Source organism: Senegalia massiliensis, from assembly GCF_900626135.1.
GTDB classification, from domain to species: Bacteria; Bacillota; Clostridia; order Tissierellales; family SIT17; genus Anaeromonas; species Anaeromonas massiliensis.
The window spans coordinates 366,997-384,330 of record NZ_LR130785.1 but is presented as its reverse complement, the minus strand read 5'-3'; the positions used below and the strand labels follow the sequence as shown (position 1 = coordinate 384,330).

Sequence of the window (17,334 nt, the reverse complement as noted above, 5' to 3'; positions counted from 1 at the left end):
ATATAATAGAATATATAATTAATCCTAAAATCTAATATTAACTACATAAATGTAACGGTTCAACTTTTAAAATACTAAATTAAATAATTTTTAAATACATAACTAGTAGTTGATATATATTTTAGGATTATAGTTACAGTATAACATAAAATAAAGAGAAAAGTTAATAATTATTTTATAGTTAGCTAAAAGTTAGTTATAAGAAAGTCTCTTATAGATATAAGTGCTTCTAACAATATTATTGTTTTAAAGAAATATATAGATATTAATTTTAATACTAAAAATAATATTTCATTTTCTATAAAAGAACTATATATTATATTTTGATACATATATATTAAAATGAATCTAAATTTAAATATTGTTAAAAACAAAATATAGATGAATACTATTAATGATAATGTAAGTAATATTTTAAAATATATAATGATACCAATATTACAATAATAAAATATCTTATATATGGTATAGCTTTCTATTATCATAACTATAAAAATTGATATCTTTCTAAAGTTATTTTTAAAATTAATAAAATTTGTGTTAAATATCACTAAGAGTATTCCATTTACAAATAAAACAATATTAATAATAAAATTATACTTTTCAGAATTAAAAATCGGATAAAAATAAAAGTATAAAACCACTGATAAAACAGAACATCCAAATAAAACTTCATTAATATTCATTACTCTTTTAAAGTATTTTTTTCTTTTCTGCAATTAATTCTCTCCCCTTCTAAATGTAATATACTTAATTATATAATTGATATGATTTATTGATTAAATAATATATAATTTTCTTCTAAATGTCAAGTATAATATATTAATTATATATATATCAATCAAAGGTTAGAAAAGAAAACCTTAATTACAACAAAATGCTTAATATTTAATCCTTCCCATTTAAATACAACTTCTGTTAAGGTTCCACGGAAGAAAAGAAGATGAAACAAGATGTATCTTTCTTATTTAAATACAACTTCTGTTAAGGTTCCACCGTATTATGGAACTACTCCTGAAGAGTCTGACTTAAATTTAAATACAACTTCTGTTAAGGTTCCACGTAGGTTTAGTTAGATGTAGCAGATGTGGTGCTGCAAATTTAAATACAACTTCTGTTAAGGTTCCACTAGAGATTATATCACAATTACTAGAAGGGGATTTTAATTTAAATACAACTTCTGTTAAGGTTCCACACCTAGACTCTACCGGTACCTCGTTAATAGTTTCTGATTTAAATACAACTTCTGTTAAGGTTCCACAATACCCATTTGTTAGAATCTCTAGGCGGGCCTAAAATTTAAATACAACTTCTGTTAAGGTTCCACAATAGGATTCCCACCAGAACAGTTAGACATTATTTCATTTAAATACAACTTCTGTTAAGGTCCCACGTAGCTATATTTCTTTTCTAAGCTTGTCCATTGCTATTTAAATACAACTTCTGTTAAGGTTCCACTTAATTAATGAAAACAGTAATATTAGCAGAGAAACCATTTAAATACAACTTCTGTTAAGGTTCCACGCACCATGGTAAAGGATATACACACTCTAATACAGTATTTAAATACAACTTCTGTTAAGGTTCCACATATGACACGTGGACAGTATTTACCAGACCAATCTATTTAAATACAACTTCTGTTAAGGTTCCACTTAGATGATGGCTGGTTATACCCTATAGATAAAATATTTAAATACAACTTCTGTTAAGGTTCCACATAGTCAATCTGAAATGGCTAGAAAGCTTGAAATTCATTTAAATACAACTTCTGTTAAGGTTCCACTGTTAGTCCAGAATATAATTTAACTATTGGTAATCCATTTAAATACAACTTCTGTTAAGGTTCCACGTTAAATGGAAAAGCTGAATTTACAAAAACCGAAATATTTAAATACAACTTCTGTTAAGGTTCCACTCTAGTCGCTTAATAGTTCCTAGTCCTGGATTAGCTATTTAAATACAACTTCTGTTAAGGTTCCACCAAGAAGAATTTTATAAGTAAAGGAGTGAATCAAAATTTAAATACAACTTCTGTTAAGGTTCCACTATATTGTCGGGTAACGCAGTACTAAATGATAGTATATTTAAATACAACTTCTGTTAAGGTTCCACTTTAAAGAAACTTTCTCTTTTATCATCCCATTCATTATTTAAATACAACTTCTGTTAAGGTTCCACTTCTATTAAACTAAATCCTTCAACACTTTTTAATACATTTAAATACAACTTCTGTTAAGGTTCCACAACTCAACTTCTTCATCTTCTATATCTTCTTCCTTATTTAAATACAACTTCTGTTAAGGTTCCACTCGACTTATTTTAGATTTATTTAAACGAGATCCTTAATTTAAATACAACTTCTGTTAAGGTTCCACGGTTTAATTTCGCCCGAATACATATTTCTAATCTTAATTTAAATACAACTTCTGTTAAGGTTCCACTACATATAGAGAATGGTTTTATAATCAATTTAACACATTTAAATACAACTTCTGTTAAGGTTCCACTGAGAATGCTATTAGGTTTAATCCTGAAATAGAAATATTTAAATACAACTTCTGTTAAGGTTCCACAAATATAGAAGATGAGTACACTGCATATTGTTTTGAATTTAAATACAACTTCTGTTAAGGTTCCACAGCCTTATTTTTATATTGACTTCCGAACATATGTTCATTTAAATACAACTTCTGTTAAGGTTCCACATAGAAAATTTGAACTTGATTTGGATAAAGGGATAAATTTAAATACAACTTCTGTTAAGGTTCCACTCTTCAGAAGCTCTTATACTTGTATTATTTTCATTTATTTAAATACAACTTCTGTTAAGGTTCCACATACATTATAGCCGCTATTTCTGGTTCCATTTGATGATTTAAATACAACTTCTGTTAAGGTTCCACCTGTAAATAGTACTAGTCCCTATACGTTCGTCTTATTTAAATACAACTTCTGTTAAGGTTCCACAGTTAAAGTAGACTCATTAACTGCTGAACTTTCTAGATTTAAATACAACTTCTGTTAAGGTTCCACAACAAAGAACTAAAGTAAAAGGAGATGAAGTTAATAATTTAAATACAACTTCTGTTAAGGTTCCACAAATATTCTTCATATAGTTTTCTCTTGTATCGACTTATTTAAATACAACTTCTGTTAAGGTTCCACAACTAATGAAATAGCAAATCAACTTGAAATAACTAAATTTAAATACAACTTCTGTTAAGGTTCCACTTAGAATACCGACTATATAAAAAGAGAGGTAATTAATTTAAATACAACTTCTGTTAAGGTTCCACAGAAACCACTTCTACTTGCTATAGCATCACAATTTAATTTAAATACAACTTCTGTTAAGGTTCCACTTTAGCCTTCTTTAAGTTTAATATCCAAGGATAATTATTTAAATACAACTTCTGTTAAGGTTCCACCGTCAGAAAAGCTGGATTAGTTGAAACTGGAGATTAATTTAAATACAACTTCTGTTAAGGTTCCACAGGACAAAAAGTTAAAGAGCTTCAAAATGATTTAATATTTAAATACAACTTCTGTTAAGGTTCCACATTATAAGCTTCAACCATTCTACATACCGTATCACTATTTAAATACAACTTCTGTTAAGGTTCCACTACAAAACTATAAGGGGAACAATATTGAATATAGCTATTTAAATACAACTTCTGTTAAGGTTCCACATACTGACTTTTGTGGATTCCTAATTGTTTCATGTCATTTAAATACAACTTCTGTTAAGGTTCCACTACTGTAAAATAGCCATATATATATTTTATATTATATCTAATTAATAGCTTATTTTCAAACATTATACTGTTTATTTACCAAGCTAATATATTAATTCAAAATATAGCTTATTTTTAAGTCTATAACTTGATATTACTTAATTACAAAGAAACTCATAAAAGTATAACTTGGTAAAATACAATTTTATAAATGATTTTATTATTTTGTATTCCACTCTATAATTTTTCAATTCCTCATAGTTGACATCCTACTTTTTCAAGCTTACAACAGTGTAATTTAAAGGTTGCTAGGTGATTAAAATTGTATATGTTTCCACTACAATAGTATGACCCTAGCTTTAGGACATGCCAATTGCCCTTCCTAAGATACAATTATATTGAATTAGGCACTTAGACTATTATCATCTAAGCAGATGCTATATTCCTAGCTGCATTAAGATCAGAATGGATTCTATTTCCACATTCACATAAATATAAATTCTTTTTTCTGTTTTTCTTTTCTACTTGTCCACATTTTGAACATTTCTGTGAAGTGTATTTTGGACTTATATATTTCACTTTTATTCCTTCTTTTTTTGCTTTGTATTCTATGAAATTCTGAAGTTGATAAAAAGTCCAACTATTTATATTTCTATCTGGTTGTTTTATAGATTTTACTCTATTTCTTATATTTTTTAGATTTTCCATAATAATCATCCCAACTTCTCCTTGCACAGCAAGTTCTACGATTTTGTGACTAATTTTATGGTTTTTATCTCTTATATAGTTTTGCTCCTTATTTGATATTTCTTTTATTTTTTTGAGTTTCTTTGCTTGACCTAATTCCCTTCTCAAAGCTTTATATTTTCTTCGTATATATCCTGATTCGTTACCACTAAAAAATTTTCTATTTATTTCCTTACCTTCTTCATTCATTATACTGATTACTGCTAGTTGTCTAAGTCCTATATCTATCCCCATACTATTGGTTGCTTCTGTTTTTTCATCTTTTACGGTAACTGATAAAGCTGCATACCAGTTTCCTTTTTTGTTATATATACTCATTTTTCCTAATTTAAGATTATCTCTATTTTCTTGAAATTCCTTAAACCTTTTATTTTTAGTTTCTATAGGAAAGTATATCCTTTTGGACTTTTTATCATATAAGGATAGTGCTATGAAATTGTCTTGAATCTTATAGCACTGATTGCTGAAGCCCAGTGGCTGATTAGGCTTAAAATCTATATTTTCTTTTTTAGATTTGGATTTTTTGAAATTTTTATATAAGTGTTTTACATCCCATATATTTTGATTTTTAACAGCACTTGAAAGCTTGAAATCTGGAAAATCTGCTGTTGTAAGTTTGAACTTTCCTTCTTTCAATCTCCTTACTATCTCTTTGCGATGCTTTGTGGTTTCTATGATATTTTCTTTTAGTATATTTTCTTTATACTTTGTAGGTTTTAAAAGTTTAAAAATATAAGTTAGTTTCAGTCTTTTCACCTCCTATCAAAATATTTCTACCCACTTTATCTATATTATAACACAATTCCCGAACTTTTGTTCCCATAAATTCCATTCCCATAAAATAAAAGCTTCTTCGCTTACGCTCAAAATTACACACCCCCTTCACCATACTCTTATACTCACAACCCCAAAATACGCATCAAAAAAAGAACCCCTCTTTCGAGAGATCCTTTCCTTATCTACTTACCTTTATTTGCTTCTTCCCAATCACTTAAGAATCTATCAATTCCTATGTCTGTAAGTGGGTGTTTTAGCATTTGTTCATATACTTTATATGGTATTGTTGCTATATGTGCTCCAAGTTTTGCACTTTCAAGTACATGCATAGGATGACGAATACTTGCTGATATAATTTCTGTATCTATTCCATGAATATCAAATAATTGTACAATATCAGCTATTATATCATATCCTGTGTTACCTATATCATCCATTCTACCTATAAAAGGTGATACATATGTTGCACCTGCTCTTGCTGCAAGAAGTGCTTGATTTGCTGAGAATATAAGAGTTACATTTGTGTCTATTCCTTTATTTGAAAGAACTTTTACTGCTTTCATTCCTTCTTTAGTCATAGGTATTTTTATAACTATATTTGGATTTATTTTTGCAAGTTCTTCACCTTCCGCTATCATTTCATCTGCTTTAAGGCTTAAAACTTCTGCACTTATTGGTCCATCTACTATATCAGTAATTTCTGATAATACTTCTTTGAAATCTCTTCCTGATTTTGCTACTAGTGATGGATTTGTAGTAACTCCACATATTACTCCCCAATCATTTACTTCTCTTATTTCATCTGTGTTTGCTGTATCTATAAATAATTTCATCCAATTCTCCTCTCTTTTTTAACTGCATATTTATATTATACCAAGAATATGGACTTAATTCACAATTATTTTAGATTTAATATTTTTCTTGCTTCATCAGGAGTAGCTACTTCTCTACCTAGTTCACGTGAAATTCTTGCTATTCTTTCTACTAATTGTGCATTTGATTCTGCTATTTCACCTTTGTTATAATATATATTATCTTCAAAACCTACTCTAACATGTCCACCAAGTGTTATTGCTGCAACGCCTAATGGTAATTCATATCTTCCTATACCTGCTACTGTCCAAGTTGCATTTTCTGGTATACTTTCTTTCATATATATTAAATCTCTTAATTCTCCTGTTATTGCTCCAGGAACTCCCATTACAAAATCAAAATGTAAAGGTTCTTCTACTAAGCCTTTTTTAACTAATCTCATTGCATTGTTTATCATACCACGTTCAAATACTTCTATTTCTGGTTTTACACCTTTCTCTTTCATCATAGATGCAAATTTATCCATATATTCTTGTGTATTCATGAATACATCTGGACCAAAATTACAAGTTCCTGTACTAAGTGTAGCCATTTCTGGTGATAATTCTACTGGCTGTAAACGTTCTTCTGGTGAATGATGAACTGCACCACCTGTTGATGGTTGGAATATTATATTACATTTTGCTTCTATTTTTTCTTTTATTTCTTTATATACTTCATAATCCTGTGTCGGATTACCCTCTTCATCTCTTGCATGTACATGAACTATTGATGCACCAGCTTTATAGCATTCATATGCAGCTTCTGCTAATTCATCTGGTGTTAATGGTAAGTTTGGTTGAAGCTCTCTTGTTGTTTCTGCACCTGTAAGTGCTGCTGTTATTATTAATTTTTCCATTTTTTATCCCTCCAGATTATTTTCTTTGTTTGTCTTTTGGAACTACACATGTTCCTTCTGCTTTACATACTACAACTGGCTCATCTAATACATCACATGCTGAGTCATTTATATCTGCTCTTGGAACTATTACTTTTCTTGCTTCAAATTTCATTTTTCTTGATGTATTTCCTGTGCTTACTATTTCTCCTTCTGCTTCTATATAATCTCCTGCATATACTGGAGCAGTGAAGTTTACATCGTTGTAAGCTACGAAAAGCCCTTCATCTCCATCATTTCTAATTAAAAGCTCCGTTGCTACGTCCCCAAATAGCTGAAGCATTTTTGCACCATCCACTAGATTTCCTCCATAGTGAGCATCGTGCATACTCATTCTCATTCTAATTACTGCTTTTTCCATTTAAAACACTCTCCCTTGTTGTTTTTTTCACATCAACTCTATTATACTAGATAAGTCTGTTTTGGTAAAGCCACAAAAAATTCTACTCCATCTTTTTTATTTATAGCTCCATAGTCTCCACCATGAAGTTCTACTATAGCCCTTACTATGGCAAGGCCTAGTCCAGTACCTGAATTAATGTGTTTTTTGTCCGAATCTGCTTTATAAAAACTAGTCCATATATTTTCTAATTCTTTTTCATCTATTTTATCTCCAGAATTATAGAAAGATAATTTTATTTTATCTTCTAAATCTTCTAAAGTTATTTTTATATCCCCTCCTTCTTCTCCATATTTCAATGCATTATTCATAAAGTTAGTTATTATCTGTTCTACTCTTAAGCTATCAGCATTTATATTTAATCCTTCTGGTATATCAATAATTAAGTTTAAATTTTTTTCTTCAATATTTCTTTTATATTTATCTATTATATTTTTTAACAAATGGGATATGTCTATATTTTCTTTGTTTATAGAAAAATTTCCTGATTCGTATGATGATAATGTAAGAAGATCATTTATTAAATTGTTCATTTTATCTGTTTCATCTATTATTACATCATAATAGTATTCTTTATCTTCTTTAGTTTTTGCTATATTATATTTTAATCCTTCTATATATCCAGCTATCATGCTTATAGGAGTTTTTAGTTCATGAGATACATTTGATACAAACTTTCTACGCATTTTTTCTAATTCTTTTTCTTTTTCTATATCTTCTCTAAGCTTAGAGTTTGCTAATGTGAGTTCTGTTAATACTGTATTTAGTTTATTTGATATATGGTTTATACTTGTTCCTAATCTACCTATTTCATCATCACTTTTCACTTCTACTTTTTCATTAAAGTTTAATTTTGATATTTCTCCTGCTACATTGTTTATCTCCATTATTGGTTTTGTAAGTTTTTGAGATAAAAAGTATACTATAGCTGTACCTATTAAAAGAGTTCCTATACTTGCTATTACTAAAAAAAGCCTTGCTATTTGAGCACTTTTTTCTATTTCTTTTATTGCTTTTTGACCTATGAAAAATCCTCCACTTGCTAATTCACCTATGAAAAATATGCTTTTATCATCGTTATTTATATTTTCTGATACAACTGAAGTAAAATTCTTTCCTTTTTTTAACCTTAAATATTCTATTTGTTCTAAAATATCTATATTTGAAAGATCATTTTCTTCATATCTAGATGTAGTTATTTGTAAGTTTAAGTTTGAACTTAATATTGTAATATTTCCACCTATGGTTTCTACTAATTCTATCAAATCATTTTCAGTTATATTTCTATTTTGAAGTGTTGTATCAAATCGGTTATATGCATTTTTCATTATTCTTTTATTTTCAAATATGAAAATGTCGTCTAGAAAAAATGAACTTATCAAAAATATTACTATAAATAGTGTAATTATTACTAAAAACACTCCAAATAATTTATATCTTATGGAATTTTTCATTATTCCACCTCAAATCTATATCCAACAGCTCTTACTGTTTTTATTTTATCTCCTACACTTCCAAGTTTTGAGCGTAATAATTTTATATGTGTATCAATGGTTCTAGGGTCCCCATAGAAATCATATCCCCAAACTGCATCTAATATATTATCTCTTTTTAGTGCAATATTTCTATTTTCTATTAGATATAAAAGTAAATTATATTCCCTTGGACTTAGTTGCAAAACTTCTCCATTTAATTTCACTTCTCTTTTGTTTTTATCTATATTTAAACCTTCTATATTATATTTATCTTCTGTTTTTTGTACTCTTCTAAGTGCTGCTTTTATTCTTGCTATAAATATCTTGTATTTAAATGGTTTAGTAATATAATCATCTGCCCCTAATTCTAAACCTCTTATTTCATCTTCTGTGCTACCAAGTGCTGTTAGTATAAGAACTGGTATATTTGATTCTTTTCTTATTTCATTTAATACTTCAAGTCCTGTTTTCTTAGGCATCATTATATCTAGTATTACTAAATTTATATCACCATTTAGATAAAATTCTTGAAGAGCTTTTTCACCATTTTCTGCTTCAATTACACTATAGTTTTCATTTTCTAAATAATCTACTATAAGCTTTCTTATTCTCATTTCATCTTCTGCAATTAAAATTTTAGCCATTAATCCACCTCTTTTTAAAATTTATTGCTTTATCTGGATAATCTGTTATTATGCCATTTACTCTATATTTAAAGCATTTTTCAAAATATTTTTCTGTGTTTATAGTGAATGTATTTACATCTAAGGATGTAAGTTTTGCTTTTAGCATAAGTTTTATAGTTAATCTTTTAAATTTTGGATGAAGTGCATCTGCTTTTATATTTTTTGCAAACCTTATAGGTCTTTTTATATTTCTACTATATAGTATTCCTGTTTTTATATTTTCATCTATATCTTTAATTTTATATATGGTATTGTGATTAAATGATGATACTATTACTCTTTTTTCTATTTCATACTTTTTAATCAATTTTACTACCTTTTCTTCTATACCTGGATAGTTAATGATATTGTTTTTTATTTCTATATTTAATATTATATCAGTATTTTTTATAAGACAAATTAATTCTTCTAATGTAGGAATCTTTTCTCCTTTAAACTTCTCACTAAATTTCACTCCTGCATCTAATTTTCTTATTTCTTCTAATGTCATATCTTTTATATAGCCTTTACCATTAGTAGTTCTATTTACTTTTTCATCATGTATTAGTACTAAATGACCATCTTTTGATAAATGTACATCTGTTTCTATTCCTTCTGATTCCATATCTATAGCTAATTTAAATGCTGCCATTGTATTTTCAGGTGCATATGCTTTTGCACCTCTATGTGCATATATTATTGGTAACATAATATCCCTCATTTCTTTCTTTTATTATACTATAATATGCAAAAAATCCCACAGATTCCTCTGTGAGATTTTTTGTTCTTATTTTATTCCATTAATTAACATATCTATGACAGGTATAGGGTCAATATTTTCTAATTCTCTTTTTTCCACTCCTATACCTTCTGCATAAAAAAAGTTTAATGTTCCAAAAAGGCTCATTACAAATACTTTTTCATCTATATTGTTTCTTATTTCACCTTTATCTTTATATTCTCTTATTAATTTTGAAACTGTATTTAAAAGGTACTCTTTTATACTACATATTTCTTTTGTCATATTTTCTGATAAATCTACTGAATTACTCATAAGATTATTCCACATATCTATATGAATTCTTATGAATTCTCCATGAAATTTAGCTATTTCAACTAAGGTTTCTTTCAGATTTGTTGATTTATCTATCAAATTTTGTAATGAATCTATATAACTGATTATGAAATACTTTATCATCTCTTCAAAAAGATGATTTTTACTTTTAAAATATTCATATATTGTACCTTTACCTACATTTGCAGTATCTGCTATAGTCTGCATTTTTGCTTTATGAAATCCATTTTCAGAAAAAACTTTTGCTGCAGCTTTTATAATATCTTTTTCTTTTTCTTGTTTTACATGCATTTTATCACCTACAACTTTTGTTTATATTGTCTATATCTTATTTTCTAAATTTAAGTGATATATCATCAAATATCGTATACATTACTGGTATAAGTACCAGAGTTAATATTGTAGAGAGTAATAGGCCTCCTATTACTACTGTTGCCATTGGTGCTTGTATTTCAGAACCTTCTCCAAGTCCTATTGCTATAGGTAAGAGTCCTAATACTGTTGTAAGTGTTGTCATAAGTATTGGTCTAAGTCTTATAGGTCCTGCATTTTTTATAGCTATATTTCTCTCTTCTCCATCTTTTCTTCTTGTATTTATATAGTCTATAAGAACTATAGCATTATTAACTACTATACCTATAAGCATTATAGCTCCTATTAATGAAGTTACATTTAATGTTCTGTTTGTTATAAAAAGTCCTAATGCTCCACCTGCTATTGAAAGTGGCACAGTAAACATTATTGTAAATGGATGAAGTAATGATTCAAATTGTGATGCAAGAATCATATATACAAGCACTATTGCTAAAACAAGTGCAAGCCCTAAATCACCAAATGCTTCTTCTAGTTGTTCATTTTCTCCTGCTATTTCATAGCTATATCCATTTTCCAAATCATAATCTTCTAATTTTTCTTCTATATCAGTTATTACACTGCTTAAATCTCTTCCTTGTATTTTACTATTTACTGTAACCATTCTAGATTGACTATCTCTATTTATTGATATTGGACCATTAACAATTTTTACATCTGCTACTTTTTCAAGTGATATTTGTGAACCCATAGGAGTACTTATAGGAAGATTTTTTAGATTCTCTAGGTTTTCTGAATATAAATCATTTCCCTTTAATACTATGTCTATTTCGTTACCTTCTGTAGTATATCTACTTGCTGTTGTACCAGATATTACACTTTTTACTGCATTACCTATTTGCGCTGTAGTAAGCCCATAATTACTTGCTTTTAAGCTATCTATATCAACCTCTACTTCTGGTATACCTTCTCCTATATTTGAACTTACTTCTCTTGTTCCTTCTACATTTTCTATTATTGATACAAAGTCTTCTGAAATATCTTCTAATCTATCTAAATCTTGACCTTTTATTTCTATACTTACTGGAGCTCCACCCATACTTGCTGGTCCCATGGCATTACTTGTTACATTTACATTTATATCTGCACCAGCTATATTACTTAATTTTTCTCTTATATTTTCTGCTACATTAAAAGTGGATTCTTCTCTTTCTTTTTTGAGTACTCCTGTTATTGTAGCTTGATTTTCAGTACTACCACCCATAGAAAATGCTCCTCCAGATCCTATTGAAGTAAATACTGTATCAATTATATCCATATCTTCTAATCTATTTTCTACATCTACTACTACTTCTCTTGTTCTATCTAATTCTGAACCTATAGGTAAATTAACTGATACTGTAAATTGTCCTTCATCTGTAGCTGGTATAAATTCAGCTCCTACAGGTATTAGAGATGCTATACTTAGTGAAAATACTAATAAAGCTATAATTATAGTAGATTTTCTATGTCCTAAACTCCAACTAAGCACTCTCTTATATATACTTTCTAATTTTGCAAAGCCTTTATCAAAAGAATGTAATATAAATGACTTTCTCTTAGATTTTTCTTCATTATTAATATCTACATTTAATATTTGTGAAGATAACATTGGCACAAGAGTAAGTGATACTGCTAAAGATGCTAAAAGTGAAAATGTAACTGTGAGTGCAAGTTCCTTAAATATTGTAGATGTAATTCCTTCTACAAATACTATTGGTAGAAACACTGCAACAGTTGTAAGAGTTGATGCTGTAACTGCCATAGCAACTTCCTTTGTACCTTTCACTGCAGATTCAGCTTTACTATAACCATCTCTTCTATATCTATATATATTTTCAAGCACAACTATAGAGTTATCTACGAGCATCCCTATACCAAGTGCAAGACCACCAAGTGTCATAAGATTTAATGTTATTCCATTAAAATATATCAGTGAGAATGTTGCTATTATTGATACTGGTATAGCTGTTCCTACTATTAAAGTTGTTCTTATATTTCTTAAAAACAAGAATAATATTATCATAGCAAGAACTGCACCAAGTGCACCTGATTTTAGTACTGTGTTTATAGATAAATTTATAAAATCAGCTTGATCTATTACTACCTTTATATCTCTTTTAGGAAATTCTTCTTGTATTTTCTCAAGTTCATCATTAATTCTAGAAGATACACTTACAGTATTAGTTCCTGATTGTTTTTGAACTGATATGCTTATACTAGGTTTACCATTTATTTTTGATATACTTTTTACTTCTTTATTTTCTAAATTTACTTCTGCTACATCAGATAATGGTATTGTACCTCCTGTTGGAAGTGTAATAGGTAAGTTTCTTATTTCTTCTATATCTGTAAATTCACCTGTTGTACGTATAGTTAAATTTTGTATTCCTTTTTCAACTGTTCCACCAGGAAGACTCATGTTTTGAGCCCCTATGATTTGAGATAATGTATCCATTGAAATTCCATAATTTTGTAATAGATTTAAATCTGCTTTTACACTTATTTCTTTTTGATATCCTCCATTTATATTAACTGAAGCAACACCTTCGAGTCTTTCTAATCTAGGTGATAATTCATCTTCTGCAAATCTTTGTAAGCTTGAAAGGTCGTCACTACCTGATAATGATGCTTCCATTACAGGCATTGCATTAGGATCTATTTTAAGTACCATAGGATCATTTGCACCTTCTGGTAAAAATCCTTTTATCATATCTACTTTTTCTCTCATCTCAAGAGATGCAAAATCCATATCTGTACCAAAATTAAATTCTGCAATTATAACAGAACTTCCCTCGGAGGATATACTAGAAACATTTTCAATATTTGATACAGTACCTATGGATTGCTCCAATGGTTTTGTAACTAGATTTTCAATCTCTTGTGGCCCTACTCCACTATATTGAGTCTGAACTATTGCTATAGGAAGACTAAATTGTGGTAATAAGTCTATTGGAAGCCTTGTAAGAGATACTACACCTAAAAGCACCACAATTAATGTTACCATTACAATGGTAACTGGCCTTTTAACTGAAAGTTTAGTTAGATTCATCTTTTTCACCTCTTACAACTTCAACTTCACTATTATCTTCTATATAGTTTTGGCCTTTAAATATAACTTTATCTCCTTCATTTAATCCTGATTTTATTTCTGTAAAATCACCTGTATCTAATCCTACTTTAACTTCTTTTTCTATAGCCTTATTATCTTTCACTATATATACTATATTTTTTTCACCAATATTTAATATTGATTCACTTCTAACCTTTAATGCATTTTTTACTACATTAGTATCTATTTTAACAGTTGCAGCCATCCCTGGCTTTATATTTCTATTTTCTTCATCTAATAATATATTTACAGTATATAACCCTGTTTTTTGGTCTACTGTAGGAGATATACTTACTATTTTTCCATTTAATCCTTGTTCATCTATTGAATCTATATCTACCCAAGCTTCTTTTCCTATAAATAATTCTCCCATTACATTTTCACTTACATTCATGGAAATAGTCATAGGTGCATCTTTGTCAACTATTACCATAGCAGGTTTAGTTAAAGGTACATATTCATCTTCTTTCATATTTATAGTTGATATTATACCTTCTAAAGGAGATTTTATCTCTTTTATTTCTTCTCCATCTTTTAAAGTGAATAATACATCGTCTTTTTCCACCTTTTTTCCAAGACCTTTTTTGATATCATCTACTTTTAGTGATGAATCTGCTGTTATCATCATTTCTGCTTGCATAATAGCTCTTCCACCTAGTGTTAATGAGTTTGAAAGAGTATCTTTTTCCACTTCTTCTATTTCAACAGCTACCTTTTCTTCCTCTGTAGTTTCATCCTCTGTATCTTCATTACTGCATGCAGAAACTACTCCTAAAAGTAATATTGATATTAAAAATATAGCTAATTTCTTTTTCATATTTCAACCTCCAATAATTTTTACTCTAAAACTGACCAGTCGGTCAATATTATTCATTATATTATAAATAAAAAAATTGTCAACAATATTGTTGACAATTTTTAAGTTAAATTATCAATATTCATATAGTTTAAAATCTATTATTTTACCCTCATAATATTTCATACTAATTACTTTCCCAAACTTTTTATTATTTTCTCCTTTTGTTATATATGTTATATTAATAGGTTCATTCTTAATTTTAAAGTGATCAATATTTCTATTATAAATTTCATCTAAATCATACCCTTTTTCTATCATATAATCATCAGCTATTCTTTCAGGTTTGCTTTGTATACCCATGTAATTTTTTGTTATTAAAGATATTACTATTAATATTATAAATGTTATAGTAGCTACATATTTTACTTTTCCATCATTATTTTTACTTCTAAATGTGCTACCTACTATGGAAAATAATATAATGTATAAAAATATTCTTATATTAGGACTTAATATAAATAAAATAATGATATTAAAAAGAATAAAATTTAGTATCATAGTTGTAATTACCATTGTACTATTTATATATTTATCATTTTTGACTTTCTTTTCGTAAATATTTATAATACCCATTACTATAAGTGCAAGTATTGATACTATAATCCAGTCAATATAAGTATCAGTTAATAAATACAAAAAATATATATAAATAATAATTAGAGGAACAATGACAAGAAATATATTTAATCTCTTATAAAGACTACTTTCTTTAGATATTTTATTAAGTTTTGTCAATAGCCATAAAATAAAAGTGTTTGCTATTCCAATAATCAACATAATAATTAGAACATCAATAATCTTTCACCTCTTCTATAAGAGCACCTTTTATATTTTCATCTAAATTATTAAATTCAAGAAAATTATTATATGCTTCTTTTTTTCCTGATTCTAAATCATCTTTTAATTTTTTATATTGTTGAATTTTTGGTTTTAATAAATCTGGATATACTACTTTATCTAAACCACTTTGTAGTATTTCTATACTTTTATCTATATCATATAAAAGATAAATCTCTGCTAAATATTCATAATTAGTCCCTACATCACTATTAATCTCTAAAGAGTTTTTAAAAGCATCTTTTGCTTTTTCAAATTCGTTTAATTTCAAATAGTTTTGTGCTAATAAACTCCAAAGATGAGAATCATTTTTCTTTTCTATGGCTAATTTCAATACTTCTGATACTCGTTCAAAATTATTATTTCTACTATATAAAGAGGCTAATTGTTTTATTGCATCAATATTATCTGGGTATGTTTCTATATATTTTTTTATTCCAGCTATTCTTTCTTCTTCTATGCCTTTCATCTTCTTTTGAAGATTTATTTGTGGGAATGTCTCCCAACCATTATTAAAATGTTTTTTCAATTGGTTTTCATAATCTTTTACAGTTTTACCTGTAGCTTTTTTAAATGATTCATCAAATGATTTATCTTTTAATCCAAGTAATATCTCTTCTATTACATTTTCTCCATGATTATATACTAAGAGATATATCATTTTATAACTCTGCTCATATCCATTATTACTTGCCCATTCTTCAGGCTTAGTTAATTGTTCAAAAGGAGTTATTCCATCTACTATAATATTTGGAGTACCGATATTATCTGCTCCTATAAATGATGCTACTCCTTCTTCAAACCAAATTGGTATTTTATCTTTTTCTATATTATTTTTTAATCTATACATATGTGATATATAATGTGAATATTCATGTCTTAATACAAATTTAAATTCATTTACAGTATCTAATGCAAGAACTTCATTATATACATCATTTATTGGTATTTTTATTTGTTTTAAATCTTCATAATAATATCCACCTGTAAAATCGTTTACTATTATATCCTCACTAAATGTTTCAGGATCAGTTATTTTTATAGTTAATGGATCATATTTCACACCTTTGTATATCTTTGTTGAATCTTTTTTTACGTCTTTTATATATTTATTTATAAGTTCTATTCCTGGTTCAGAAGATTTTCTATAAAGAATTGTTAGTTTCTCCCCATTATATTGTTTATATTCTTTTTTTGTTTTATCCTTTGGTAAATTTGATTTTGCAAATTGATTAAATGTAGTATGTTTTGTATCCTCAATTTTATCCACATATATATACGATATTCCTACATTAATAAAGCTTAAGATAATAATTGAAACAACTAAAATCCCTTTAGAAAATTTATCCTTATATATAAATATTCTTTTCTTTTTTAATGCTATTATTAAAGAAACAAATATTAAAAAAGCTGAAGTTATAAATGAGAAAGTATATAGATTTTCTAAACTTATAAATGTAGCTATTATCATATATATCAAAGTTAAAACTAAAATAAGTGCAAATGTAATAAATATAGTTTTTGTTCTTTTCAAAACAAAACCTCC

The 17,334-nt window shown here is 27.5% G+C and carries 13 protein-coding genes and 1 CRISPR repeat array; all 13 genes read right to left on the bottom strand.

The genetic code is table 11. The features are described from left to right. Positions 1-185 precede the first annotated feature (185 nt). The 13 genes from E0D94_RS01885 to E0D94_RS01825 all read right to left on the bottom strand — a co-directional run bounded on the left by E0D94_RS01885 (position 186) and on the right by E0D94_RS01825 (position 17,322). Complete coding sequence (locus E0D94_RS01885; RefSeq protein WP_130805613.1) at positions 186-719, bottom strand: hypothetical protein; 534 nt, start codon at positions 717-719, stop codon at positions 186-188. A 181-nt stretch (positions 720-900) separates the two neighbouring features. Continuing rightward, a CRISPR array of direct repeats spans positions 901-3,761; the repeat unit is 30 nt; unit sequence ATTTAAATACAACTTCTGTTAAGGTTCCAC. Positions 3,762-4,166: 405 nt separating this feature from the next. Further along, positions 4,167-5,243, bottom strand: coding sequence for an RNA-guided endonuclease InsQ/TnpB family protein (locus E0D94_RS01880; protein ID WP_207289600.1), 1,077 nt, complete (start codon positions 5,241-5,243; stop codon positions 4,167-4,169). A gap of 203 nt (positions 5,244-5,446) precedes the next feature. Continuing rightward, a complete protein-coding gene (fsa, locus tag E0D94_RS01875; protein ID WP_130805612.1) occupies positions 5,447-6,097 on the bottom strand; it encodes a fructose-6-phosphate aldolase in 651 nt (216 codons plus the stop codon). Positions 6,098-6,162: 65 nt separating this feature from the next. Then, the gene (gene kce, locus E0D94_RS01870) at positions 6,163-6,975 is read right to left on the bottom strand and encodes a 3-keto-5-aminohexanoate cleavage enzyme (protein ID WP_130805611.1); all 813 of its coding nucleotides are present in this window, start codon (positions 6,973-6,975) and stop codon (positions 6,163-6,165) included. 16 nt (positions 6,976-6,991) lie between these two features. Further along, a complete protein-coding gene (gene kal, locus E0D94_RS01865; RefSeq protein WP_130805610.1) occupies positions 6,992-7,375 on the bottom strand; it encodes a 3-aminobutyryl-CoA ammonia lyase in 384 nt (127 codons plus the stop codon). Positions 7,376-7,416: 41 nt separating this feature from the next. After that, positions 7,417-8,868 carry a sensor histidine kinase gene (locus E0D94_RS01860; RefSeq protein WP_130805609.1) on the bottom strand — a complete coding sequence of 484 codons (1,452 nt, stop codon included), beginning with the start codon at positions 8,866-8,868 and terminating at the stop codon, positions 7,417-7,419. After that, entirely contained in the window at positions 8,868-9,533 is a 666-nt protein-coding gene (locus E0D94_RS01855) for a response regulator transcription factor (RefSeq protein ID WP_130805608.1), read from the bottom strand. The genes E0D94_RS01860 and E0D94_RS01855 overlap by 1 nt, the downstream gene beginning before the upstream one ends. Continuing rightward, positions 9,526-10,263: a glycerophosphodiester phosphodiesterase gene (locus E0D94_RS01850; protein ID WP_242620460.1), complete on the bottom strand. Its 738-nt coding sequence runs from the start codon at positions 10,261-10,263 to the stop codon at positions 9,526-9,528. Before E0D94_RS01850 ends, E0D94_RS01855 begins: the two co-directional genes overlap by 8 nt. 78 nt (positions 10,264-10,341) lie before the next feature. Next, complete coding sequence (locus tag E0D94_RS01845; RefSeq protein WP_130805606.1) at positions 10,342-10,920, bottom strand: TetR/AcrR family transcriptional regulator; 579 nt, start codon at positions 10,918-10,920, stop codon at positions 10,342-10,344. Positions 10,921-10,957: 37 nt separating this feature from the next. After that, positions 10,958-14,032, bottom strand: coding sequence for an efflux RND transporter permease subunit (locus tag E0D94_RS01840; RefSeq protein ID WP_130805605.1), 3,075 nt, complete (start codon positions 14,030-14,032; stop codon positions 10,958-10,960). Then, positions 14,019-14,909 (bottom strand): efflux RND transporter periplasmic adaptor subunit, encoded by an 891-nt coding sequence (locus E0D94_RS01835; RefSeq protein WP_130805604.1) that lies wholly within the window; start codon positions 14,907-14,909, stop codon positions 14,019-14,021. Before E0D94_RS01835 ends, E0D94_RS01840 begins: the two co-directional genes overlap by 14 nt. A gap of 114 nt (positions 14,910-15,023) precedes the next feature. Further along, positions 15,024-15,587 (bottom strand): hypothetical protein, encoded by a 564-nt coding sequence (locus E0D94_RS01830; protein ID WP_165442833.1) that lies wholly within the window; start codon positions 15,585-15,587, stop codon positions 15,024-15,026. 154 nt (positions 15,588-15,741) lie between these two features. Beyond that, complete coding sequence (locus E0D94_RS01825) at positions 15,742-17,322, bottom strand: tetratricopeptide repeat protein (RefSeq protein WP_130805602.1); 1,581 nt, start codon at positions 17,320-17,322, stop codon at positions 15,742-15,744. Positions 17,323-17,334 lie beyond the last annotated feature (12 nt).

Bases quoted from the DNA above. Each gene is read 5' to 3' on its own strand.
- fsa (WP_130805612.1), bottom strand. From the start codon at position 6,097: ATGAAATTATTTATAGATACAGCAAACACAGATGAAATAAGAGAAGTA.
- kce (WP_130805611.1), bottom strand. From the start codon at position 6,975: ATGGAAAAATTAATAATAACAGCAGCACTTACAGGTGCAGAAACAACA.
- kal (WP_130805610.1), bottom strand. From the start codon at position 7,375: ATGGAAAAAGCAGTAATTAGAATGAGAATGAGTATGCACGATGCTCAC.
- E0D94_RS01860 (WP_130805609.1), bottom strand. From the start codon at position 8,868: ATGAAAAATTCCATAAGATATAAATTATTTGGAGTGTTTTTAGTAATA.
- E0D94_RS01855 (WP_130805608.1), bottom strand. From the start codon at position 9,533: ATGGCTAAAATTTTAATTGCAGAAGATGAAATGAGAATAAGAAAGCTT.
- E0D94_RS01850 (WP_242620460.1), bottom strand. From the start codon at position 10,263: ATGTTACCAATAATATATGCACATAGAGGTGCAAAAGCATATGCACCT.
- E0D94_RS01845 (WP_130805606.1), bottom strand. From the start codon at position 10,920: ATGCATGTAAAACAAGAAAAAGAAAAAGATATTATAAAAGCTGCAGCA.
- E0D94_RS01840 (WP_130805605.1), bottom strand. From the start codon at position 14,032: ATGAATCTAACTAAACTTTCAGTTAAAAGGCCAGTTACCATTGTAATG.
- E0D94_RS01835 (WP_130805604.1), bottom strand. From the start codon at position 14,909: ATGAAAAAGAAATTAGCTATATTTTTAATATCAATATTACTTTTAGGA.